Source organism: Paraburkholderia fungorum, assembly GCF_003610895.1.
Lineage (GTDB): Bacteria > Pseudomonadota > Gammaproteobacteria > Burkholderiales > Burkholderiaceae > Paraburkholderia > Paraburkholderia fungorum_B.
Window position 1 is genome coordinate 1 of the sequence record NZ_MCAS01000048.1, and the last position, 22,706, is coordinate 22,706.

Below are 22,706 nucleotides of genomic sequence, written 5' to 3' on the forward strand. Positions count from 1 at the left end.
GCGATGAGCGAGCCCTGGAAGCGCTTTGAGCACGACCAGCCCAACGTACTCTGGCAGATGGACTTCAAGGGGCACTTCGAGACCCTCGGGAAGGAGCGCTGCAGCCCCCTGACGGTACTGGACGATCACTCGCGCTTCAGCATCCTGCTGCGCGCCTGTGGCCCCACCGACACCGCTACCGTGCAGGCAGGCTTAAGGGAGGCGTTTGGGCATTACGGCCTGCCGTTGCGCATCAACACCGATAACGGCTCGCCGTGGGGCTCGCCCGGCAGTCCGGGGCAGCTTACCGAGCTGGCCGTCTGGCTGATCCGGCTGGGCATCCGCATCAGCTACAGCCGGCCGTATCACCCGCAGACCAACGGCAAGGATGAGCGGTTTCACCGGACGCTGAAGGCAGAAGTGCTGAACGGACGAAGCTTCGCTACGCAGGAGCACGTGCAGCAGGAACTGGACCGCTGGCGCACCATATATAACTGCGAGCGCCCGCATGAAGCGATCGGCATGGATACACCGATCAGCCGTTACAAGCCGAGCCCGCGGGCGTATCCATCAGCGCTGCAGGAGCCAGAGTACGGCCCGGATGACGTGGTGCTGCGGGTCAAATCCGACGGCCGGCTACGCTTTGAAGGACGGCATCTCAAGGTCTCGAATGCTCTTTATGGGCTGCCGGTTGCAGCACGCGCAAAGCCGGGCGAAGACGGCGTATTTGAATTCTGGTTTGCACATCACCGCATCCTCACCCTTGACCTGAGGAGCGAGAATCGCTGACCATAAAGTGTCAATGATGTCCCCGCACGTTTGTCAATCATGTCCCCGGTCTATACACCGCCGCAAAGAAAGATAAGCAAAGAAAGCGGCTCAAACCGCCAGCTCATAAGCGGGTCCCCCGCGCAGCCACGGTAGTGGTGCATCTGGAATCCGTGCTCCCGCACATTCAGCGCTAGTGACAAGGGCGTCATACTTCCGGCGGCGCTGCGCGCGCCGACGCGCAGTTTGAGAACCAGCGCGTTTTCCGGCACCTCGCCGAGGCGAAGCCGATGGCCCCCGCTACGCGAAACGAAGCGCCCGGTTTCCGTGGCAGACCCATCCGCGACGCACGCAGTGCGGAGTGGGAGCTGATGAGTGCTTTGTCACTCGCGCGGAGTGTGCGGGAGCACTGATTCCAGATGCACCACTACCGTGGCTGTGCGGGGGCCCCGCTTATGAGCTGGCGGTTTGAGCCGCTTTCTTTTGCCTATCTTTTCTTTGCGGCAGGCAAAGAAAAGTAGGTGCCGCCCCGCACAGGGGCAACACTAATAGACCACTAAAAATTCAAGGAAAGGCCAAAAAAACCAGAACAAAAAAGGGCCAAAAACCCAGAACCAAGAAAACCCCAACACTCTAAAAAAACTCGCCGAGAAGGCAAAACCCCCAGTCCCCACGCACCAACAACCCTAACAAACCCCCATCTCCCCCTTGCAATTCTGTAAAATTCGCGCACACGCGCTACAGGACTGCAGGCCCTCCTGCGACACCTCGATACGCGTGTTGTGAAGGCGGCGCCACGACCGCTACCTCCGTTTAAAGACAAGGAAAGAGAACAGCATGACCGACCTATCCGACCAAACCGTGGCCACGGCTCACGACGCACACGACACCCGGCGCCGCATCTTCGCGATCGTTGGCGCTTCATCGGGCAACCTCGTCGAGTGGTTCGACTTTTACGTGTACTCGTTCTGTGCGCTGTACTTCGCGCCGGCCTTCTTCCCGAGCGGCAACACCACCACGCAGTTGCTCAACACCGCGGGCGTCTTTGCCGCGGGCTTCCTGATGCGCCCGATCGGCGGCTGGTTCTTCGGCCGGCTCGCCGACAAGCACGGCCGCAAAACCGCGATGATGGTGTCGGTGTTCATGATGTGCGGCGGCTCGCTGGTGATCGCGGTGCTCCCCACCTATGCGCAGATCGGCGCCCTGGCGCCGGCGCTCCTGCTGGTCGCACGCCTGTTCCAGGGCCTGTCGGTGGGCGGCGAGTACGGCACCAGCGCCACCTACATGAGTGAAGTCGCGCTCAAGGGCCGCCGCGGCTTCTTCGCGTCGTTCCAGTACGTCACGCTGATCGGCGGCCAGTTGTGCGCGCTGCTGGTGCTGGTGATCCTTCAACAAACCCTCTCCACCGAAGAGCTGAAAGCGTGGGGTTGGCGCGTGCCGTTTGTGATCGGCGCGTTGGCGGCACTGGTCGCGCTGTATCTGCGTAAATCGCTCGAAGAAACCACCACGGCTGAAACGCGACAGCGCAAGGAAGCCGGCACCTTGCGCGGTTTGTGGCTGCACAAGGGTGCATTCGCGACGGTGCTCGGCTTTACGGCCGGCGGCTCGCTGATTTTTTACACGTTCACCACGTACATGCAGAAGTACCTGGTCAACACGGCCGGTATGCACGCCAAGACGGCAAGCAACGTGATGACCGCGGCGCTGTTCGTCTACATGATCATGCAGCCGGCGTTCGGGGCCTTGTCGGATCGTATCGGCCGGCGCCGGTCGATGCTGTTTTTCGGCTTCTTCGCGACCATCGGCACGGTGCCCCTGCTGCATGCCCTGAAAGACGTGACGAGCCCGTACGCGGCCTTCGGCCTCGTGGTCGTGGCGCTGGCGATCGTCAGCTTCTATACGTCGATCAGCGGCCTGATCAAGGCCGAAATGTTCCCGCCGGAAGTGCGCGCGCTTGGCGTGGGGTTGTCGTATGCGGTGGCCAATGCGATCTTCGGCGGCTCGGCGGAATACGTCGCGCTGTGGCTGAAGTCGGTGGGCAACGAGACGATGTTCTACTGGTATGTGACCGTGCTGTGCGCGATCGCCGGCCTCGTGTCGCTGCGCATGCGCGATCCTTCGAAAGAAGGGTATCTGCGTCACGAGCCTTGAGCGTGAGCGGCACGCTCGAACAGCGCGCATGAGCGCTGCTTGAGAACGGCGGCCAGGGGCAACCCGGCCGCCGTTTTTTTATCTCACCGATCTGCACGGCGAGCGCTGCAAGCACGGCGCATGCTCATGCTCATGCCACCACGATCTCCGTGCCCAGCGCATGCAGCAGATCGCGCAGCGTCTCGGCTTGCGCCATCTTCGCGTCGCTGCGCAAATGAATCTGCACGGCTCGCCCCGCAATTCCATCGACGGGGTGCGCAAGCCATAACTCCACGGCCAGTCCCAATCCTTCCGGCTGATTGACGACGACCGGCTCGATCACACGCGGCTTGAAACAGGCACTGTCGGACATGGCAAATCACCTCGACGCTGATGACGGTTCGAGTCTCATCCTAATCAGCCGCACGCGCGCGACCAAGCGACAAATACGCGTTTGCTAATGAGCGGATGCTTAGCAGAAAACGCGCTTATTACAGGAGCATTTCTTGGTTCGGGGCGCGTGGCGCCGCTGCTAAGGTGACGCCATGCGTGGCCATCGGTCGCTCTTCGTGCTTGCGAAAGCATGGCGGCGGATTTGCGACGGATATCGCCAACACGCATCCGTTTCTGAAACAGCGCATATGCATCGCATACAAACAAAGAGATCCATAAAAATGAAATCGAAATTACTCGCTGCCTGGCTAGTGACCATGACGGGGCTGACGATGACGGTCCCGGGCTTGGCCCATGCCGATCGTCTGGACGACATCAGGAAAGCAGGCGTGCTGCGCGTCGCAACCTTCGACAGCAATCCGCCGTTCGGTTATGTCGATGCAAGCAGCAACCACATCGTCGGCCTCGATGTCGACTACGCGAAGGCCATTGCCGACAAGCTCGGTGTGAAGCTCGAACTGCAGCCGACCAATCCTGCCAACCGCATTCCATTCCTCGCGTCGAAGAAAGTGGACCTGGTGCTCGCCAACTTCACGATCACCGACGAGCGCGCCAAGCAGGTCGATTTCAGCATTCCGTATTTCTCGTCGGGCCAGCAATTTCTGGCCAAGAAGGGCGTGCTGAAGTCGCCGGATCAGATCAACAGCCTGCGGGTGGGCGCTGACAAGGGCACCACCAACGAGATCACGTTGCGCGAGAAATTCCCGCAAGCCACGATCGTCGCGTACGACGACACGCCGTTCGCATTTGCGGCACTGCGCGCGGGCAATGTGCAGGCAATCACGCAGGACGGTCCGAAGCTGGTCGGCCTGCTCGCCAACGTACCAGACAAGCAGAACTACGAGATCCCGGCGTTCACGATTTCGAACGACTACATGGGCGTCGGCATTCCGAAGGGCGAGACGCGTCTCGTCGGCTTTGTGAACGATACGCTCAAAGGACTGGAAGCCGACGGCTCGGCCGCGAAGATCTACAACCGCTGGTTCGGTCCGCAAACGAAGACGCCGCTCGCACGCATCTTCAGGATCGGCGACAAGACCTGATCTCCGTGCCGCTGCAGCACCCAGGAATGAACGGGCACAGGGGTAACGTGCCCGTCGGCATTTTCGAAAGAATGGTTTTATAAACGCAGGTTTAACGATGCAGGCGTGGCTCGCTCCAAAGTATCTGACGTGGCTGTGGCAAGGCTTCGGCGTCACCGTGGGTCTTGCGTTGACGGCGGCGCTCGCGGCCACCCTGGCGGGTTTCGTGCTGGCGATCGCGCGTCATGCCCGGTACGGCTGGCTGCGCCGTGCAACGACCACGTATGTGCTGGTGTTTCGCAATACGCCGTTGCTGGTGCAACTGTTCTTCTGGTACTTCGGCGCGGCCACGCTGATGCCCGACGCAATGATGCAATGGCTGAACATGCCGCATGGCGTGCAGCTCGGCGCGTATGCGTTGCGCTGGCCGTCGTTCGAGTTTGTCGCCGGCTGGGTCGGGCTCACGTGTTATACGGCAGCGTTCATCGCCGAGGAGTTTCAGGCCGGTTTGCGCGGTGTACCGGCAGGTCAGCATGCCGCGGCCGCAGCCCTGGGTCTCACACCATTGCAGGCCTTCCGCTACGTCGTACTGCCGCAAGCCGTGCGCATTTCGCTGCCGCCGCTCTTCGGCCAATACATGAACCTCGTGAAAAATTCGTCGCTGACCATGGCAATCGGTCTTGCCGAATTGTCGTATGCCTCGCGTCAGGTCGAGACGGAGAGCTTCAAAACTTTCGAGGCATTCGGTGTGGCAACCGTGTTGTACATCGTCGCCATCGCGGTGATCGAAGCCGTTTCGCATACGGTGACGCACGCGCGCGAGCGTTCATTCGCGAGGCGCTGAGCATGACGTGGTCGCTGTTCGCCAATAATTTGCCGTATCTGCTGGTCGGCGCTTTTCCACAGGGACCGCTCGGTGGCGCGGCGCTTACGCTGGTGCTTGCACTGTGTTCCGCGCTTGCTTCGGCGGTGCTCGGTGTCGCGGGCGGTGTTGCGCTGACCATGGCAGGGCGCGTTGCCCGCATCCCCTTGCTGCTCGTGATTGGCTTCTTTCGCGCGATTCCTGTGCTGATGCTGATCTTCTGGACTTATTTCCTGCTGCCGGTGGTTTTTCATGTCGATGTGCCCGGACTCGCGACGGTCGTCTGCGCGCTCTCGCTGATCGGCGGTGCGTACCTTGCGCACTCGGTGCACGCGGGCATTCGCGCGGTGGGCGACGGGCAGTGGCAAGCCGGATTGTCGCTCGGCCTCACGCGGATGCAAACGCTGCGCTACGTGTTGCTGCCTCAGGCAATGCGCATCATGGCGCCTTCGTTCGTGAATCAATGGGTGTCGCTGGTGAAGGACACCTCCCTTGCGTATATCGTCGGCGTTGGGGAGTTGTCGTTCGTCGCGACGCAGGTGAGCAATCGGCTGATGGTCTATCCCGCGCAGATATTTTTGCTCGTCGGCTTCATCTATCTTGTGCTGTGCACGGCGCTTGACCGCGTCGCCACGTATGCGTTGACGCGGCGCAGGCGTATCGTGCGGCCGCTCGCGCCGGCTGCTACTCAGGTATTGTCCGGCGACTGACTGTCGCGCCCAGCTGCGGCGGCAGTCAGATCAGCTCGGACCGGTCGGTCACGATGTCGGTAACGAGCTCCGTCACAGCGGCCGCCGGCTCGGCGACGACAGCCGATGCCGCTGCGGCCACACCGGATGCTGCCGCAGCTACACCTGTCACCGCTGCGTGCTGCCGCAGGTTCACAGCCGCGCGTGAGAGCATCAGCAGGTGGTAATAAAACCGCATGCTCAAACCGTAGTTGTAGGCAAAGAGATGCGTGAACAGGATCTTCAAACCGGGCGCCGCTTGCTGATTCTTCGCGTGAACCGAGACGACAATCGGCGCGAGCCGGCGCAACGCCAGCTTGCGTGACGGTTCCAGTTGCGGCGGCAGGTTCAGCGCCTTGACGAACGCATACGCGCTGACGGGCGCGGAACCTGTCGTGCCGCGCGTGCTATGCGAGATCGAGGTCGCCGTCTTCCGGTATACGGACACATATTCATGCAGATAGAACACCTCGCGCGCCGCGAGACAGAGTTCGGTGCCGAACACGAAATCGCAACACGTGCCGTACTGATCCGTGTAGCCGATCCGTTTAACCAGGTCGGCGTTGGCCATCCAGCCGTTGTTCGGGAACATCTGGATCAGGCCGGTTCTGCCGGGCAAGGGCTGCAAGCCTTCGGCGTCTCTTGTGCGGCGGAACGCGATGTTCAGACGCGTGCTCGCGTCGAGGTCGATGGTGCCGTTGTGATCGGCCTCATACTGGTCGGCGAATGCGACTTCCAGTTGTGGGTGAAGTGCCCATAGCGACACGAGTTTTTCGACTCCGTCGGTGGTGAGCAGATCGTCGTCGTGAATCAGCAGGATCTTGTCGCCGCGAGCGCGCTCGAACAGGCTCGCGACATTGCGGGCCTGGCCGAGCGGCGGCTGGTTCATCACGTAGCGGATGCGTGGGTCGTTTGGATAGCGCTGCGCGATCAGTTGCTGGGTGCGTTGGTCCTTTGAATCGTCGCCGATCACGATCTCGAGGTCGCCGTAGGTCTGCTCGAGGCATGAATCGATGCAGGCGGCGATCAACTCGGGCCGATTGCAGGTTGGCAGGCAGATGGAAACCCTGGGAGCCGGATGGGACTTGGGGGAGAAGGTGAACACAGGCGTCTCCTTTCTTCTCTGTTGAGGGGCGGCAGCCGGTTCGTTGTGTGCACACCTTGCTGCATGCAGAAAAATAGGTGATTACAGGGAAAAAATAATCTGTAATAAATCGGAAAAAATGTCTGCGCTGTGAAAGCGGTTCGAAGGGGAGGATTTGTGCGGGTTTGAGGCCAAAACGTAGGAAAGGTGTTTGAGGTTTTTTTTGCCTGTTCGGCGGTTGTTTGGTTGTTTGTATGCCTGTGGCGTTGGGCTTGGCTTGTGCTGGGTTCTTCTTTGGCCTTTCCTTGTTTTGTTCGTGGGTTGTTTTTGGCTGTTTGCCTGTGGCGTTGGCCTTTCCTTGAATTGTTAATGGTTTATTAGTGTTGCCCCTGTGCGGGGCGGCACTTACTTTCTTTGCCGCCGCAAAGAAAGATAAGCAAAGAAAGCGGCTCACACCGCCAGCTCATAAGCGGGTCCCCCGCACAGCCACGGTAGTGGTGCATCTGGAATCTGTGTTCTCGCACACTCCGCGTTAGCGACAAGGCGCTCATCCGCTCCCACTCCGCACTGCGTGCGTCGCGGATGGGTCTGCATGGGAAACCGGTGGCTTCGTTTCGGGTAGCGGGGGCCGCAGTCGTATCAGCAGCTGCGATGCACCGACGAGCCAGGGACCGAGACAAACCGCAAGAGCAAACGCGCGATGGGTGGTTTTATGAAGAACCGTTCGGCGCGCGCAGCGCCGCCGGAAGTATGACGCCCTTGTCACTAACGCCGAATGTGCGAGAACACTGATTCCAGATGCACCACTACCGTGGCTGTGCGGGGGCCCCGCTTATGAGCTGGCGGTGTGAGCCGCTTTCTTTGCTTATCTTTCTTTGCGGCGGCAAAGAAAGTAAGTGCCGCCCCGCACAGGGGCAACACTAATAAACCACGAACACAACAAGGAAAGGCCAACGCCATAAAAGCACAGCCAAACCCGCCCACGAACAATTCAAGGAAAGACCAAAGAAGAACCCAGCACAAGACAAGCCCAACACCGCAGGCATACAAACAGACAAACAGCCAACCAACCGCCGAGCAGGCAAAAAAACCAACCCCTCACTTCAACCCACAGCGCCCTCGCGCCCCAAACCCCCACCCCCCATCACCGACACAATAAAATCAAAAAACGCCCTTACCTTGGCCGGCGGCTGATGCCGCGAAGGATAAAGCGCGTAAAGCGGATAAACCCCATCCGCCCAATCGGGAAACAGTTCAACCAGTTTGCCGCTGGTGAGCAACGACTCGACCCCAAGCGCGAGAACCTGAGCGACACCCTGGCCCGCGGCGCACACACTATGCAAAGTGCCAACGTCATTGATAGTCAAGCGACCCTGCGGCGTAATCGCGATCTTCTTGCGCCCACGATGAAACTCCCAATTGAACGGGTAACCCGTCAGCGGATCGCGAAACTTGATGCACACATGCTTGCCGCTTTCGAGCTCCGCAGGGCTCGCCGGATGGCCATGCTTCTTCAGATACGACGGCGCAGCCACCGTCATAATCCGCGTGTCGATCAGCTTGCGTGCAATCAGCGTCGAAACCGGAGGCGTGCCAAAGCGGATCGCCAGATCGAAACCGTCAGCGACCATATCGCCTAACTGGTCGCGCGTGATCAACTCGAGTTGCAGATCGGGATGCTTGTCGATGAAGCCCCCCAGTCTCTGTCCCAGCACGAGACGCGAAAACAGCGGGTCCATGCTCACGCGCAAACGCCCGCGTATCGCCGTGGCGCCCTGTGCCGCGGTTGCGGCCGCTTCCTCGAGCCCACCCAGCAGCGGGACGATCTGTTCGTAAAAGCGCCGGCCCTCGTCAGTCAGCGTGACCGAACGAGTGGTGCGGTCAAAGAGCCGGATGCCAAGGCGCGTTTCCAGCCGCGCAACCGAACGGCTAACCCCGGATTGCGACATATCGAGTGCTTCGCCTGCCGCCGCAAAACTACCGCAGTCGACGATCGCCGTCAGCACGCCCATGCCGTTCAGCATGCGCTCGTCAAATGGCATGTGATATTCCTTTGTTATGCATTAATGCGTGACATGCTAACGCGAAATATCGTTTGAATTCATACGTGGGTATCGGGAAACACCGGTCATTGGAGCGCATCAATGACGCTGCATCATGAGTGGAATAAGCGCCACGCTACCGCGTCAGGCATACGCGCTGCGCCGATCTGGATGACTTGACCAGATGTGCCGTGGAAAGGGGCTCTCGTTATGCAACAGGCATATCGGTGCCAATCGGCGGAGAACGCGATCAAGCCGCGAGTTTTTATTATCGATTTTGCCGATTGATCGAATATTGCAGGCGCCACCATCGAGGAGGCGTGCGTTTGAACGAACCAGGAGAAGGATTTTCCGGCACCCGGCTGCCGGATCGAGTGGCGCTGCTCAGCGTCCCGTGCCCTGCGTCGCTTGCCGGCGCACCTCGCGCGTGACGGGCGCCTCGTCGAGATGGCGAAATATCCACGCCGACACCAGCGTGATGACGCCCACGCACACGAAGCTCAGGCGGAAGCCGAGCGCCGTCGATCCCCATTGCGCCGAGAACAGATTCACGAGGCCGCCGCCGATCGAGACGCCCAGCCCGATCGCCAGCATCTGCACCATCGAAAAGAGACTGTTGCCGCTGCCGGCGTCTTCATGCGAGAGACCTTTGAGCGTGACGCTGTTCATCGCCGCGAATTGCATGGAGTTGGCGCCGCCGAACACGGCCAGAATCACGATCCCGACGATCAGCGGCGTACTGCGCGTGATTAATGCGAGCGCAACGATGGACGAACCCACGATCACCGTGTTGACGAGCAGGAAGGCGTCATAGCCATAGCGGCGCACGAGTGGCGCAATCCAGCGTTTGGTGAGGGTGCCGGCCAGGGCGGCGGGCAGCATCATCAGGCCGGAATGCAGCGGTGTGTAGCCAAGCTGCAATTGCAGCAGCAAAGGCACGAGGAATGGCACGGCGCTCGAGCCGATGCGGCATACCAGGTTGCCGATCAGTCCGACACTGAAATTCGGTTCGCGAAAGAGCGCGAGTTTGAATAGGGGATTGCTGCGGCGCCTCGCATGCGGAATGTAGGCGAGCGCGCTGGCCACGGCGAGCGCGAAGAGCGCTGCCGACCAGGCTGCGCGGTGCGAAGGGACCGGCGCGTCGACGGCCAGCGAAAACGCGATCATGCACAGCGACAGCAACCCACAACCGACGAAGTCGAACGGCGGCGCCTGGGTTTCGCCATGCGCCGGCAAGAACCGCTGCACCGCGTAGAGTCCCAAGGCGCCGATCGGCACGTTGATCAGGAAAATCCAGTGCCATGTAATGGCCTGGACGAACCAGCCGCCTAGCGTCGGACCGGCGATCGGCCCCAACTGGCCGGCAATCGAAATGAACGCGAGCGCCGACACGTATTGTTCGCTCGAAACACTGCGCAGCACGGCGAGCCGGCCGATCGGCAACAGCATCGAGCCGCCGAGCCCTTGCAGGACCCGCGCCAGCACCAGCTGGCCGAGCGTATGCGCGCTCGCGCAGCAGATCGATCCAAGCACGAAGATGAGAATCGCCGCAAAGTACACGCGCCGTGTGCCGAAGCGATCGGCGAGCCAGCCCGACGCGGGCGTGAGCATCGCCATTGTCAGCGTGTAGGCGACCACGATCGGTTGCATCGCGAGCGGCGCGACGTTGAGGCTCCTCGCGATCGACGGCAACGCGGTGTTGACGATCGTCGTGTCGAGCGACTGCATGAAAAAGCCGGCGGCGACGATCCAGAGTAGCGCTGTCTGGGCGGAATCCTTGTTCATATTCAAATGAGCGACAGGGCGGTGGCGGGGACAGAACGGCGGCCCATGCTCGAAACAATCGTTGGGGGGATGGCGTCATGATATTGACATCGCCGTCAATCGGGAACCCTGCTGAGGGCGTTGACTGTTATCGACTTTGCCGATAACCAGGCTCACAATGAAGCATGCTCAATCCCATCTGGCTCAAGACGTTCACAACGGTGGCAGCCTGCCATAGCTTCACCGAGGCGGGACGGCAACTCGATCTCACGCAGTCGAGCGTCAGCGAACATATCCGGCGACTCGAAGAGAGCGTGGGACGGCGCCTGTTCGTGCGCGACACCCATTCGCTCGCCATGACCCCGGACGGCGAGGCCATGCTCGCGCACGCCAGCGTGATCCTGCAGGCGCTCGCCCGGGCCGAGTCGCAGTTTCGTGCACCGCGCCTGAAAGGGCGCGTGCGGCTAGGCTCATCGGACGACGTTGCGCTCGGGCCGTTACCCACGGTGCTGGCGGCGTTTCGCGACGCGCATCCCGATGTCGAACTGGAAATCACGATTGGGATGACGGGCAAGCTGTATGAATTGCTGGACGCCGGCTCGATCGATCTGCTGGTCGGCAAGCGGCGCCTGGGTGACCGCCGCGGCGTGCCGCTTTTCACGGGGCGGCTGGAGTGGCTGGCGCGCACGGGTACGCTGGTCGACCTCAGCCAGCCGCTGCCGCTGATTCTGGTTGCTGAGCCGAGCGTGACGCGCGCCGTGGTGCTCGATGCGCTCGCCGAAGCCGGTTTTAGCTGGCAGGTGGTGTGCACGAGCAGCAGCCACTCGGGCTGTATTGCGGCCGCGCGCGGCGGGCTCGGCATCACGGTTCGTCCGCAGTACTTAGCGGCGCGGGGGCTGACGCCGCCGCTCAACGCGGCCAGTCTGCCGACGCTGCCGTCAGTGGAATTTATCGCACTGGCCGCCAAACGGCTGAGCCGTCCGGCGGGCACGTTGCTGCAATTGCTGTATGAAAGCGATTTACGTGGTTCGTGGATTGGCGAATGAAGCCGCACGGCCGCACCATGAGCGGATGGCGTGATCGGCGGTGCCGTTCCACCACCGTTCAAGCCTAAGCAGGCAGAGCCGCCGCCAACGCGTCGAATTCCGCGCCCCACGCCGCGCGCCATGCCTGGCGGGTTGCTGCGTCGACCCATGCACCATCGATGCCGTTCAGCATGAACTGCCGCAACTCGGCGATGCTGAAGCCAAAATGGCTGTACATCAATTGCCATGCCTCACTCGGCGTTACTTTGTGCAGTGTCGGGTCGTCGGTGTTGGGATGGATTTTCAGGCCCAGACCCGGCATGCGCCGTATCGGATGCTGTTCTGCCCAGACTTCCGGCGCAAGCGTGCGCAAATAGTAGGAGTTGGTCGGCACCACGGTGAATACGATGCCGCGTTCAGCGTAAAGCGCCGCCAACTGCGGGTTGTCGACGAGCGTATAGCCGTGATCGATCCGGTCGCATTGCAGCAGGTCGACGGCGGTTTCGACATTGCGCCACGGCATGCCGAATTCGCCCGCATGCGCGGTCGTCCTGAAGCCTGCATTGCGCGCATTGCGATACGCCTTCCAGAACATCTCAGGCGGCCTGTCGTTCTCGCGGTAGTCGATACCGAGGCCCGCCACTTCGTCCGCGCGATGCGCGCACATCCAGTCGACCAGTGCCACCGCTTCGTCGGGATCGGCTTCGCGATCGATGCTCGGAATCAGCCGCGCGCTGATGCCGAAATCGCGCGCGGCGTCGCGAATCGCGGTGACGATGGCCGCTTGCGCATCCGCATAGGGAATCTTCGAGACGCGCACCGTACCGGTAGGATTCCAGAAGAATTCGCTATGACGCACCTGGTGCGCGGCGGCATCGGCGAGATACTCGTAGGTAATGCGGTGCAGGTCGTCTGCCTGCGTGAGCAGATGCTCGTCGAGCGCGCGCAGTACGCGCAGCACGCCAACCGGCTTTTCACCGCGTGTGTAGAAGGCGTCGATCTCGTCGCGCTCGATCGGCGCACGGCTCTTTTCGGCGAGCGCAATGAAAGTCTCGTGGCGTACCGCGCCCAGCAGATGGCAATGCAATTCGACCTTCGGCAGCGCCGTGAAGAAGGCGTGGTGAGCATCGGTGAGCGCAATGCCGAGGCGCGATGCGGGCACATTGCCCAGTGTCTCTTTCATGTCGGTATGGTTTTCGGTAGTGCGTAAAACTCGACGCAAATTCAGTTTAGTGCAAATGCAGAATGAAAACGTGTAGCCAGGTTGAGCAGGCAGGCGGTGTCGCCAGGCCGATCAACTCAGGCACGGCGTTCAATGCGGTTTGACCACGGTATAGAAGTAATAGCCGAGCGGCACGGCCAGCACATAGAGGCCCCACGGCACTTCACGGAAACGTCCGGCTAGCAGTTTGACGAGGACATAGCAGAGCAAACCGCCAGCGATGCCGGTGCCGAAGCTGTTCGACATCAGCGTGAGCAGCACCATCGAAAGAACGGGCAGCGAGTCGCTGAAGTCGTCGAAATGCGTATGGCGAATCGTGCTGAACATCGACAATCCGATCAGGATCAGTGCGGGTGCGGTCGCTTCTTTCGGAATCGCCAGCGCAACCGGCACGAACAGCAGCATCAGGGCGAACATTGCGGCTGCGGCGAGCGAGGAGAGGCCGGTACGTCCACCCGCCTCAACGCCTGCGGCGGATTCCACCAATGCGGTCAACGCCGGAATACCGAACACCGGACCGAGCGTCGCGGCAATCGAATCGACGAGAAACGGGCGGTTGATGTTCGGCAGATTCGCGTTTTCGTCGAGCAGGTCCGCTTTGGCGCCGACCGCGAGCGTGGTGCCGAGCGTCGAGAAAAACTCCGCCGCGAAGAACACGAACAGATACGGAATCGAGGCCACGCTCAGGGCGCTCGCAATGTCGAGCTTGAAGGCGATCGGTGCGATGCTGTGCGGCCACGACAGAAACGAGGCGGGCATGTGCGTCACGCCAAGCGGCACACCGGCGGCCGCCGCAATCAGGATTGCCCACAGAATCGCACCAGGTACGCGGCGCCCTTGCAGCACGACAGCCGCGCCGAGGCCGATCAGGGCCACCAGGGTGCCGGGCCGCGAGAAATCGCCGAGCGCGAGCGCATTGGTCTTCGCGTTGGCGATCACCATCCCGGCGTTGCGGAAGCCGAGCACCGCGATGAACAAACCGATCGACGCGCCGAGCCCAAGCTTGATCTGCGCGGGTATCAGGCGCACCACGAGGCTGCGTGCGCCCACCAGGGTCAGGATCAGGAACAGCACGCCGGACACGAACGCAATGCCGAGGCCCGTTTGCCATGCGACATGTTCGCCTGCGAGCGTAATACCCAGAATCACCGAGCCGCCGATACCGGGTCCCACCAGAAACGGCAGATTGGCGTAGAGCGCCATCAGCACCGTGCTCAGCACGAACACGAGAATCGTCGCGGTAGTTGCCGCGCCGCGATCCATGCCGCCCGCCGACAGCAGTGACGGAATCACCACCAGCAGATACGCGGCGGCGAGAAACGACGTGATGCCGGCGATCGCTTCGATACGCACGCTGGTCTTGCGCCCGGCGAGGGCAAAACGCCGTTCCAGCCAGCCGCCGCGTGCCACGTGTGCCGGATTGTTGGTGTTCGGCATTGAAGATTCGTTATTGATCAATTGATTCATCCTGTAACCACGCATTTATACTGCTGCGCATTGCGTCGATGCATTGCTCTCCATGACCGACCGTTCGTCCCTGCTGCCCGCGCTCACGCTGCGGCAAATCCAGTACTTCGTCACGCTTGCGCATGCGCGCAGCTTCACGCAGGCCGCGCAGTCGCTCGCCCTGACGCAGCCTGCGTTGACGGCGGCGATCCGGCAGATCGAGTTCCTGCTCGGCGGCCCGCTGTTCGCGCGCTCCGCGCATCGGCTCACGCTCACGCATGCGGGCGCCAGCGTCCTGCCGCTCGCTGAGCGTCTGCTCAATCAGGCGCGCGGCACCTTCGACGATATGGCGAGCACCTTTGCCGAACGCGTGCAGACGGTGCGCATCGGACTGATTCCGTCGGCTGCGGCACGCCTGTTGCCCGCGCTCGTCTCGTTGCGCGCACGGCAACCGTCGCTCCGCTTCACGCTGAACGACATGCCGAACACCGCCTTGATCGATGCGGTGCGCCAGGGCGCGGCCGATTTCGGCGTGGGCGTGCATGAACCCGATGCGTCCGCCGCGGGCAACGACGGTGAAGCCGCGCTGCGCTACCAGGACCTGTTCGAGGATCAGATCGTGGTGGTGGTGCGGCGCGACGATCCGCTCGCGCAGAAGAAGAGCCTTGCGTGGGCGAGACTCGTGGGCCGCGATCTGGCGGTGTTCATGCGCGGCAGCGTGAGCGACGCGCTGCAGCGCACCGGCGGGGCCGAGGGTTTGCAATTGACGGTTGCGTACCGCGTCGAGTACACGGAGCCGTTGTACGAACTCGTGCGCCATCGCCTCGCGATCGCGGTGCTGCCCAGTCTCTACACCATGCATCTGCACGATGCGGAGCTGGTCGCCTTGCGCCTCGACAAGCCGCGCGTCACCCGTTCGATCGCGCTGATTTCGCTCGACGGCGACGATCGCGGCCCGCACGTGCGGGCTTGCCGTGAATGGATCGCCGCGCATATCTGACACAACCCACGTGGATCGCACGAGCGATTGCACGGCCAATGTCGAGCCTTTCATGATCTCGCGGCGTGTCCCGCTCACGGCAGCGTGGCGAGCCGCGCACGCAGGGCGGCATAAAAACCGTCCGCGTCGACTTCGGTGATCCAGGTCGCGTTCGGCTTGCGGCCACTGTGCCCGCTCCAGTCCACCACGGTTTCACCGAGCGTCCATTCGCCGACGGTCTCGATCATCACATTGACTTCGCGGCCCTTGAAGAGCGACGGGTCGATCAGGTAGCCGGTCGCGCAAGGGTCGTACATGGGCGCTTCCTCGATGCCGCGGCGTCCCTTCTGATACGCAACTTCTGCGGCCATGATGTCGGCGGCCATCGTGCCGCAGCGATTGCCGAGCGCGCGAATCGGCGCGATCCGTGCCGGCGTGATGGGCGCTTTCACGGCGACGTCGCGCGGCAGCACGACGATCGGCACGCCGCTCGCAAACACCACTTGCGCGGCCTGCGGGTCGACGTAGATATTGAATTCGGCGGCGGGCGTGATGTTGCCGCGTTCGAAGAAAGCGCCGCCCATCAGCACGATTTCGCGGATGCCGTCGCGGATCTCCGGTGCTTCGATGAGCGCGCTGGCGAGGTTGGTCAACGGTCCGATGGCGCACAGCGTCACGCTATGGGGCGGCGCCGCTCGCAAGGTGTCGATCAGAAAGGCCACCGCGTGTTGCGGCGCGAGGGGGGCGAGCGGTTCGTGCAGCGGCACGCCGTCGAGACCGGTCTTGCCATGCACATTGGCGGCCGTGATCAGTTCGCGCGTGAGCGGTCGCGGGCAGCCCGCGTACACCGGCAGCGACTGCGTGTACCCGGCCCAGTCGCGCACGATGCGGGCATTGCGTTCGGTGAGATTGAGCGGCACGTTGCCCGCAACCGTCGTGATAGCGCGCACGTCGAGCCGGTCGCTCGCCCCGAGGGCGAACATGATGGCAATCGCGTCGTCCTGACCGGGATCGCAATCGATGATCACGCTGTGGCGCGTGCCGCTTTGCAAGGCGCCGGTGCCCGACGAGGACGTGCCGCTTGCCGCGTTGGCGGCGCTAGTACTCCCCGCGGCACCGCCTGACGCCGCGCTTGCAAAGAGCGGCCACGCCGAGGCGCCCGCCGCCAGTCCCATAGCCGTGCGCAGAAACGCACGCCGTTCTTGTGCCGGATCGAAAGAGGTCGTCATGGTCAGAATACGTGGCGCATGCCGACCGTCGCGATCATCTGACGTATGCCGGTGGATTGAGCGTAGGCAAAAATCTGCGCGTGTTGCGCGTCGCCGGCGGCTTGCTGCGCGATCACCGTCAGCGCGACGTCGGTCCGTTTCGAGAGGAAATAGTCGGCTTGCAGATTGACCTGATGCCATTTGGGGCTCGTGTTGATCACATCGTATTTGCCGTCGGTGAACGCATACGCTGCGCCGAGAATGAACGCGGGGCTCACGTGATAGTTCAGGTTCAGGTTGTAGTTCTGCAAATGCAGATGCGAACCGTCGAGATAATCGTAGCGGACATCGGTGAAAAGCGCTGCAAATTGCGCGGGGCCAACCGTATAGAAGCCGCCCGTGCCGAAGATGCGCTGCTTGCTCGCATACGCGGCCGGATGCAGTGCGCTCTTCGCGAAGATCAGCAGCGAGGACGCGTAGTCGTTCGAAATCGCGCCATCCGGATTGGTCGCGCTGAACGGGTTGTTGTATTGCGCGTAAACCACGCTCCATTTCAGCGGTCCGTTTTCGTAACCGGCGCCGAAGCTGTACGCGTTGTTGTTGGCAAAGCCGGTGGCATTGCTGAAACCATATTCGGCCGTGGCTTTCAGGCCGCGATAGTCGGGTGTCACGTACTTCACCGCATTCTGCACGCGAATGTCGTTATAGCCGTTGTCGTTGTCGCCGATATTCACGCCGTTGCTCGCGATGATCACGGGGCCGACGTAGTCGTGCACCGTGTCGTACTGACGGCCGAAGGTCAACGTACCGAATTTCTTGCTGGAGAGCCCGACGAACGCTTGCCGGCCGAACTCGCGGCCGTTTTGCGACGCGGTGCCGGTCATGACGTTAAAGCCGTTTTCAAGCTGGAAAATCGCGGTGGTGCCGCCGCCCAGATCTTCGATGCCCTTCAGGCCCCAGCGCGGATTCTGGTTGGTCCCCGACAGTGCCTGCCACGCGTTCTTGCCGCCCTGATTGGTCGCATAGCCGACGCCCGCCGAAATCAGGCCGTACAGCGTCACGCTGCTTTGCGCATGGGCGGCGCTGGAAAGCGCGCCGGCGATCGCGAGAGGGGCGAACTTGAGTAGTTTCATCGTGGTCCAGTAGCGGGAAAGGAGGGCGCCGAGCACACGGCGCATTCGAACTGGGCTCGACTATACGAACTCGTCGGCTATAAAAATAATGTTGTTTTTTTATAGTTCTATAAAATAAATCTATTCAATCAGGCTAACGCCGACCACGGGCGCTGCCAGGGTGAGCGTCCTTGTCGCCTGTAATGGCATCGTTGCCGGGCCCCGGTCGATTCTGTATGGTGGGTTATCGATCTACCCAACGAGATATTCCATGACGACCGCCACAGACCCGCTTGCGCTTCCGATTCGCTCCGATGTGCTGATCGTGGGCGCGGGCCCCGTGGGCCTCTTTGCCGCGTTCGAAGCGGGTGTGATTGGCCTGTCGTGCCAGATCGTCGATGCGCTCGACAAGGTCGGCGGACAATGCACGGAGCTCTATCCGGACAAGCCGATTTACGATATTCCCGCGATTCCGTCATGTACCGCGCGCGAACTGGTCGAGCGTTTGCTGGTGCAATGCAAGCCGTTCGATGTACCGATCCATCTCGAGCAACGGGTCGAGTCGGTCGAGCAGCGCGACGACGGGCGCTGGACTGTGCATACCAATCGCGGCCTCGTATTCGACGTGGCGGCCATTCTGCTTGCCGCCGGCAATGGTGCGTTCGTGCCGCAAAAACTGGCGCTGGCCGAAGCCGTGCCGCTGGAGTCGCGCCAGGTGCACTACAGCGTGCAACGTCTCGCCGATTTCGCCGGCAAGACGGTGGTGGTGGCCGGCGGCGGCGATTCCGCGCTCGACTGGGCGTTGGCTTTGCGCGAGGTCGCGCGGCGCGTGACGCTGGTGCATCGCCGCAACGGATTCAGCGCGGCGAATTCGAGCGTCGAGTCGATGCGGCGGGCCGTCGAGGCAGGGGAGATGGACTTTGTCGTCGGCGCGATTGCGGGGCTCAACGTCGAGGGCGACGCGTTGAAATCGATCGCGCTGCGCCATATCGAAGGCGAAACGCAGCTCGATACCGAGCAGCTCGTGGTGCTGTACGGCCTCGTCGCCGATCTCGGGCCGATCGCGCAATGGAATCTGTCGATTCACGGCGGCCGCGTCGATGTGGATACATCCAACTATGAAAGCTCGCGGCCCGGCATTTTCGCGGTCGGCGACATCGCCAACTATCCGAACAAGCAGAAGCTGATTCTGTCCGGTTTTCATGAGGCGTCGTTGGCGCTACGCAAGGCCTACGCATACGCGTATCCGGAGAAGAAGCGGGTGCACGTCCATTCCAGTTATGACGCCAAGCTGGCGGAAAAGGTGGGAGCAGCGGTCTGACAGACGGCTGCACGGTCCAGCCGGCGCGGCCGGCGGCGTTGCGCGCTGCGCGCTGCGCTCAGCGAGCATCGGCTACGCGTAGCGGATTCGTCTGCAGATTCCTCGCTTCCGTCATACGTCCATAAATCTGACATCAGCAAATTTATTGTTGACAGTATCTGACTTCGCAGATATATTGATCTTAACCAACGCGGAGCCATCCATGGACCATTACACGCCAGAGAGTTTCAACGTCACGCAGAGCGTGGGGTTCGCCATCAACAAGGCGCGCAACGTGCTGATTACGGAAATGGATGCGGCGCTCAAAGAGCTGGATATCACCAGCCAGCAAATGGGCATCCTGTTGTCGCTGAATCGCGGCATTGCGGCCACGCCGTTCGAGCTATCCAAATTGCTCGGTATCGACACGGGTTTGATGACACGCATGCTGGACAAGCTTGAAACCAAAGGTTTGCTGGAACGTTCGCGCAGCATTGAAGACCGGCGCGTCGTCAATCTGAAGCTGACGAAGGAGGGTGACAAGGTTGCCGCGCATCTTCCGCAGATTGTTCCGGTGGTATTGAACGGGCGGTTGAAGCGATTCACCAGAACCGAATTCGAGGAGTTGCTGCGCCTGCTGAACAAGTTTCTCGAAGACTAGCAAGCGACGAGGCAAAGACGCTGCGCAGGAGTGCAGCCATTTTTTTAATCTAATATCTGACAGGTCAGAAAATGATGTCACAGTTAAATCGGCAGGCAGCCGGGTCGCGAGTCGCGAAGGTCGGCGTGACGGTGATCTTCGCGGCGGTGCTGTCGGCTTGCGCTAACTACGCAGGCATCTCGAGCGACAAGCAGATGGCACAGCCGCAGGCGTACGCGACTCAGCAAAGCATTCCCACGGATCACGGCCATTGGCCCGCCGCCAACTGGGCCGATCAATTCGGTGACGCGCAACTGCAGGCCTTGCTGGTCGAAGCGCTGAAGGGCAATCCGTCGGTCGAACAGGCACGGGCGCGGGTTGCCGCGGCCGCCGCGTATAGCGACACGGCGAAGGCCAGCACGATGCCTCAAGTCGGCGCCACCTATTCGTTTACGCGCCAGCAGTATTCGGGTACAGCGCTGGTGCCGCCGCCGTATGGCGGGTCATGGCAATCGGAGAACCAGGGCTTGTTGTCAGCCTCCTACGATCTGGACTTGTGGGGCAAGAATCGCGAAGCACTCAAAGCCTCGCTGTCTCAACTGCAGGCGAGCGAGGCGGATGCCGAAGTCGTGAGGTTGTCGCTGAGCTCGGCAATGGCGCGGGCCTATAACCAGCTCGCCCGTCTGTACGCGTTGCGCGACATCGCGCAACAGGAGATCACGCAACGCGAGCAGATCGACCGCATCACCGCCGGCCGCATCGCTACCGGTCTCGATACGGAGGTCGAGCGCAAGACGGCGCAAGCGAACCTCGCCACCAGCCGCGCCAGCCTGGCTTCGCTCGATGGCGCCATCCTCACCACGCGCTATCAACTGGCTGCATTGCTCGGCGCCGGTCCAGACCGTGGCCTCACGATTGCGCGGCCGACGCTCGGGATCGGCGACGAAGTCCGTTTGCCGGACAACCTGCCCGCCGATCTGGTGAGCCGCCGCCCGGACCTGGTCGCCGCCAGATGGCGCGTCGACGCGCTCACGCACGACGTGAAGGAAGCCAAGGCCGAGTTCTATCCCGACATCAACCTGAGCGCCGCGATAGGTCTCGATGCCTTCGGCTTTGGCCGTTTCCTCACCGCGGCGAGCCGCACGGCATCCGCCGGTCCCGCGATCCATCTGCCGATCTTCGATGGCGGTCAGTTGCGCGCGCAGTTGAAGGGGCGCTATGCCGACTTCGACTATGCCGTCGCGACCTACAACCAGACGCTCGTCACCGCGCTCTCCGAAGTCGCGACCCAACTCGCGCAAATCCGTTCGACCGACGCGCAACTCGGCGACGCACAGGCTGCGCAAGACGCCGCGCGCGGTGCCGATCAGCTGGCGCTCACGCAATACAAGGCCGGTCTTGCGAATCAACTGACGGTACTGAATGCCGACACCACGGCGCTCGCCGCCGACCAGCAGGTCGCGAATCTGAAGATGAACCGCCGCGATCAGCAGATCGCGCTGGCTGCGGCGCTTGGCGGTGGCTATACCGATAGCGCTGAATCGAACCCACACGGCAGCGCGGCAGCATCAGCCGTTTCTGTGCAAACCAACCCCGTCGTCGCCGCCCGCTAAGGCGCCATCGCGACGCTTTGTTTTCTGTCAGGAGCCTCAAAATGAGCGACACGATCCATGCCGACCGCACGACGGCCGACGCAGACCAACCACAGCAAGTGCAGCAACCGCAGCAACCGCCGCAAGTGCAGCAACCGCAGCCGCCGGCGAGGCGCAAGCTGCTGCTCGCCTTGCTGGCCGCCACGGTCGTGGTGGCCGGCGCGGGCTACGGCGCCTACTACGTCACGAACGGCCAATACTATCAATCGACCGACGATGCCTACGTCAGCGGCAACCTCGTTCAACTGACGCCGCAGGTGAGCGGCACCGTGGTGGCGGTGAACGCCGACGACACGCAGATCATCAAGCAGGGCGCGCCGCTCGTGTCGCTCGATAACGCCGACGCGAAAGTCGCGCTAACGGATGCCGAAGCGACGCTCGGCCAGACCGTGAGGCAAGTCAGCGGCCTCTACGTGGACAACGATTTCTATGCGGCGACTGTCGCGCAACGTCAGTCCGATCTCGCGCGCGCCGAAGACGATCTCAAGCGACGCGAGGCCGTTGCGCAAACGGGCGCGGTGTCCGGTGAGGACATTGCCCATGCGCACGACGCCGTCAGTTCCGCTCAGGCTGCGCTGGATGCCGCGCGTCAGCAGGCGGAGGCCAATCATGCGCTGACCGACCGTACGTCGATCGAACAGCATCCGAACGTGCTGGCCGCCGCATCGAAAGTGCGCGAAGCCTACCTGAACTACGCGCGCGACACCTTGCCCGCGCCGGTGACGGGCTATGTGGCGCGCCGCTCGGTGCAGGTCGGTCAACGGGTGGCGCCAGGCACGCCGTTGATGGCGATCGTGCCGCTCGACGGCGTGTGGGTCGATGCGAACTTCAAGGAAGGCCAGTTGAGGCACATGCGCATCGGCCAGCCGGTCACGCTGACAGCCGACGTGTACGGTTCGGGCGTCAAGTATCACGGTCGCGTGCTGGGTTTCTCGGCGGGCACGGGGGCCGCCTTTGCCGTATTGCCCGCGCAGAACGCGACCGGCAACTGGATCAAGGTCGTACAGCGCCTCCCGGTGCGAATCCAGCTCGACCAGAGCGAACTGAACGCGCATCCATTGCGGATCGGACTGTCGATGCAAGTCGACGTTCAGACGCGCGATCAGTCGGGCTCCCAACTGGGCGCGGCCGTCGACACCCGTTATCGCACGGACGTATTCGCCGAATATGGCGCCAACGCTGACGCCGAAATTGCACGGATCATTGCGCAGAACATGCCGTTGACACGTGCGCTGGCATCAGGCGCCACGCAAAAGAACGCAGCACGGAAGGCCGGTTGAACGGGCGATC

Annotated in this window: 19 protein-coding genes; 11 read left to right on the top strand and 8 right to left on the bottom strand. The window is 62.1% G+C overall.

The window, feature by feature from the left end:
* Together BCY88_RS33065 and BCY88_RS33075 are read left to right on the top strand one after the other, a co-directional pair.
* Positions 1 to 768: integrase core domain-containing protein (locus BCY88_RS33065; protein WP_147408554.1), on the top strand; the 768-nt coding region annotated here is incomplete at its 5' end.
* Positions 769 to 1,584: 816 nt separating this feature from the next.
* Complete coding sequence (locus BCY88_RS33075; RefSeq protein WP_120348328.1) at positions 1,585 to 2,898, top strand: MFS family transporter; 1,314 nt, start codon at positions 1,585 to 1,587, stop codon at positions 2,896 to 2,898.
* Between the two features lie 130 nt (positions 2,899 to 3,028).
* Here the strand turns inward: BCY88_RS33075 and BCY88_RS33080 are convergent, their stop codons facing one another.
* On the bottom strand, positions 3,029 to 3,250 hold the full coding sequence (locus tag BCY88_RS33080) for a hypothetical protein (protein ID WP_025496301.1): 222 nt from the start codon (positions 3,248 to 3,250) through the stop codon (positions 3,029 to 3,031).
* Positions 3,251 to 3,551: 301 nt separating this feature from the next.
* On the opposite strand from BCY88_RS33080, the gene BCY88_RS33085 reads away from it, so the two are divergent.
* The 3 genes from BCY88_RS33085 to BCY88_RS33095 all read left to right on the top strand — a co-directional run bounded on the left by BCY88_RS33085 (position 3,552) and on the right by BCY88_RS33095 (position 5,924).
* Positions 3,552 to 4,373, top strand: coding sequence for an ABC transporter substrate-binding protein (locus BCY88_RS33085; protein WP_120348329.1), 822 nt, complete (start codon positions 3,552 to 3,554; stop codon positions 4,371 to 4,373).
* 97 nt (positions 4,374 to 4,470) lie between these two features.
* Positions 4,471 to 5,196: an amino acid ABC transporter permease gene (locus BCY88_RS33090; RefSeq protein ID WP_120348330.1), complete on the top strand. Its 726-nt coding sequence runs from the start codon at positions 4,471 to 4,473 to the stop codon at positions 5,194 to 5,196.
* A gap of 2 nt (positions 5,197 to 5,198) precedes the next feature.
* Complete coding sequence (locus tag BCY88_RS33095) at positions 5,199 to 5,924, top strand: amino acid ABC transporter permease (protein WP_120348331.1); 726 nt, start codon at positions 5,199 to 5,201, stop codon at positions 5,922 to 5,924.
* A 25-nt stretch (positions 5,925 to 5,949) separates the two neighbouring features.
* Here BCY88_RS33095 and BCY88_RS33100 read toward each other — a convergent pair whose 3' ends face one another.
* The 3 genes from BCY88_RS33100 to BCY88_RS33110 all read right to left on the bottom strand — a co-directional run bounded on the left by BCY88_RS33100 (position 5,950) and on the right by BCY88_RS33110 (position 10,853).
* Complete coding sequence (locus BCY88_RS33100) at positions 5,950 to 7,047, bottom strand: glycosyltransferase family 2 protein (RefSeq protein ID WP_120348332.1); 1,098 nt, start codon at positions 7,045 to 7,047, stop codon at positions 5,950 to 5,952.
* 1,082 nt (positions 7,048 to 8,129) lie between these two features.
* Positions 8,130 to 9,068 (bottom strand): LysR family transcriptional regulator, encoded by a 939-nt coding sequence (locus tag BCY88_RS33105; protein ID WP_120348333.1) that lies wholly within the window; start codon positions 9,066 to 9,068, stop codon positions 8,130 to 8,132.
* Positions 9,069 to 9,452: 384 nt separating this feature from the next.
* The gene (locus tag BCY88_RS33110; protein WP_120348334.1) at positions 9,453 to 10,853 is read right to left on the bottom strand and encodes a DHA2 family efflux MFS transporter permease subunit; all 1,401 of its coding nucleotides are present in this window, start codon (positions 10,851 to 10,853) and stop codon (positions 9,453 to 9,455) included.
* 164 nt (positions 10,854 to 11,017) lie between these two features.
* Here BCY88_RS33110 and BCY88_RS33115 point away from each other — a divergent pair, with 164 nt between their 5' ends.
* Entirely contained in the window at positions 11,018 to 11,878 is an 861-nt protein-coding gene (locus tag BCY88_RS33115; RefSeq protein WP_120348335.1) for a LysR family transcriptional regulator, read from the top strand.
* 64 nt (positions 11,879 to 11,942) lie between these two features.
* Here the strand turns inward: BCY88_RS33115 and BCY88_RS33120 are convergent, their stop codons facing one another.
* Positions 11,943 to 13,040, bottom strand: coding sequence for an adenosine deaminase family protein (locus tag BCY88_RS33120; protein WP_120348336.1), 1,098 nt, complete (start codon positions 13,038 to 13,040; stop codon positions 11,943 to 11,945).
* A gap of 129 nt (positions 13,041 to 13,169) precedes the next feature.
* A complete protein-coding gene (locus tag BCY88_RS33125; RefSeq protein ID WP_120348348.1) occupies positions 13,170 to 14,516 on the bottom strand; it encodes an NCS2 family permease in 1,347 nt (448 codons plus the stop codon).
* 82 nt (positions 14,517 to 14,598) lie between these two features.
* On the opposite strand from BCY88_RS33125, the gene BCY88_RS33130 reads away from it, so the two are divergent.
* Positions 14,599 to 15,525: a LysR family transcriptional regulator gene (locus BCY88_RS33130; protein WP_120348337.1), complete on the top strand. Its 927-nt coding sequence runs from the start codon at positions 14,599 to 14,601 to the stop codon at positions 15,523 to 15,525.
* 74 nt (positions 15,526 to 15,599) lie between these two features.
* Here the strand turns inward: BCY88_RS33130 and BCY88_RS33135 are convergent, their stop codons facing one another.
* Together BCY88_RS33135 and BCY88_RS33140 are read right to left on the bottom strand one after the other, a co-directional pair.
* Positions 15,600 to 16,733, bottom strand: coding sequence for a nucleoside hydrolase (locus BCY88_RS33135; protein WP_259461595.1), 1,134 nt, complete (start codon positions 16,731 to 16,733; stop codon positions 15,600 to 15,602).
* Between the two features lie 2 nt (positions 16,734 to 16,735).
* Positions 16,736 to 17,845, bottom strand: coding sequence for a porin (locus BCY88_RS33140; RefSeq protein WP_120348349.1), 1,110 nt, complete (start codon positions 17,843 to 17,845; stop codon positions 16,736 to 16,738).
* A gap of 250 nt (positions 17,846 to 18,095) precedes the next feature.
* On the opposite strand from BCY88_RS33140, the gene BCY88_RS33145 reads away from it, so the two are divergent.
* From BCY88_RS33145 to BCY88_RS33160, 4 genes are all read left to right on the top strand, one after another.
* Entirely contained in the window at positions 18,096 to 19,145 is a 1,050-nt protein-coding gene (locus BCY88_RS33145; protein WP_120348338.1) for an NAD(P)/FAD-dependent oxidoreductase, read from the top strand.
* Between the two features lie 202 nt (positions 19,146 to 19,347).
* The gene (locus BCY88_RS33150) at positions 19,348 to 19,785 is read left to right on the top strand and encodes a MarR family winged helix-turn-helix transcriptional regulator (protein WP_120348339.1); all 438 of its coding nucleotides are present in this window, start codon (positions 19,348 to 19,350) and stop codon (positions 19,783 to 19,785) included.
* A gap of 71 nt (positions 19,786 to 19,856) precedes the next feature.
* Positions 19,857 to 21,377, top strand: coding sequence for an efflux transporter outer membrane subunit (locus BCY88_RS33155; protein WP_120348340.1), 1,521 nt, complete (start codon positions 19,857 to 19,859; stop codon positions 21,375 to 21,377).
* A 41-nt stretch (positions 21,378 to 21,418) separates the two neighbouring features.
* On the top strand, positions 21,419 to 22,696 hold the full coding sequence (locus BCY88_RS33160) for an HlyD/EmrA/EmrK family protein (protein WP_120348341.1): 1,278 nt from the start codon (positions 21,419 to 21,421) through the stop codon (positions 22,694 to 22,696).
* The last annotated feature ends 10 nt before the right edge of the window (positions 22,697 to 22,706 follow it).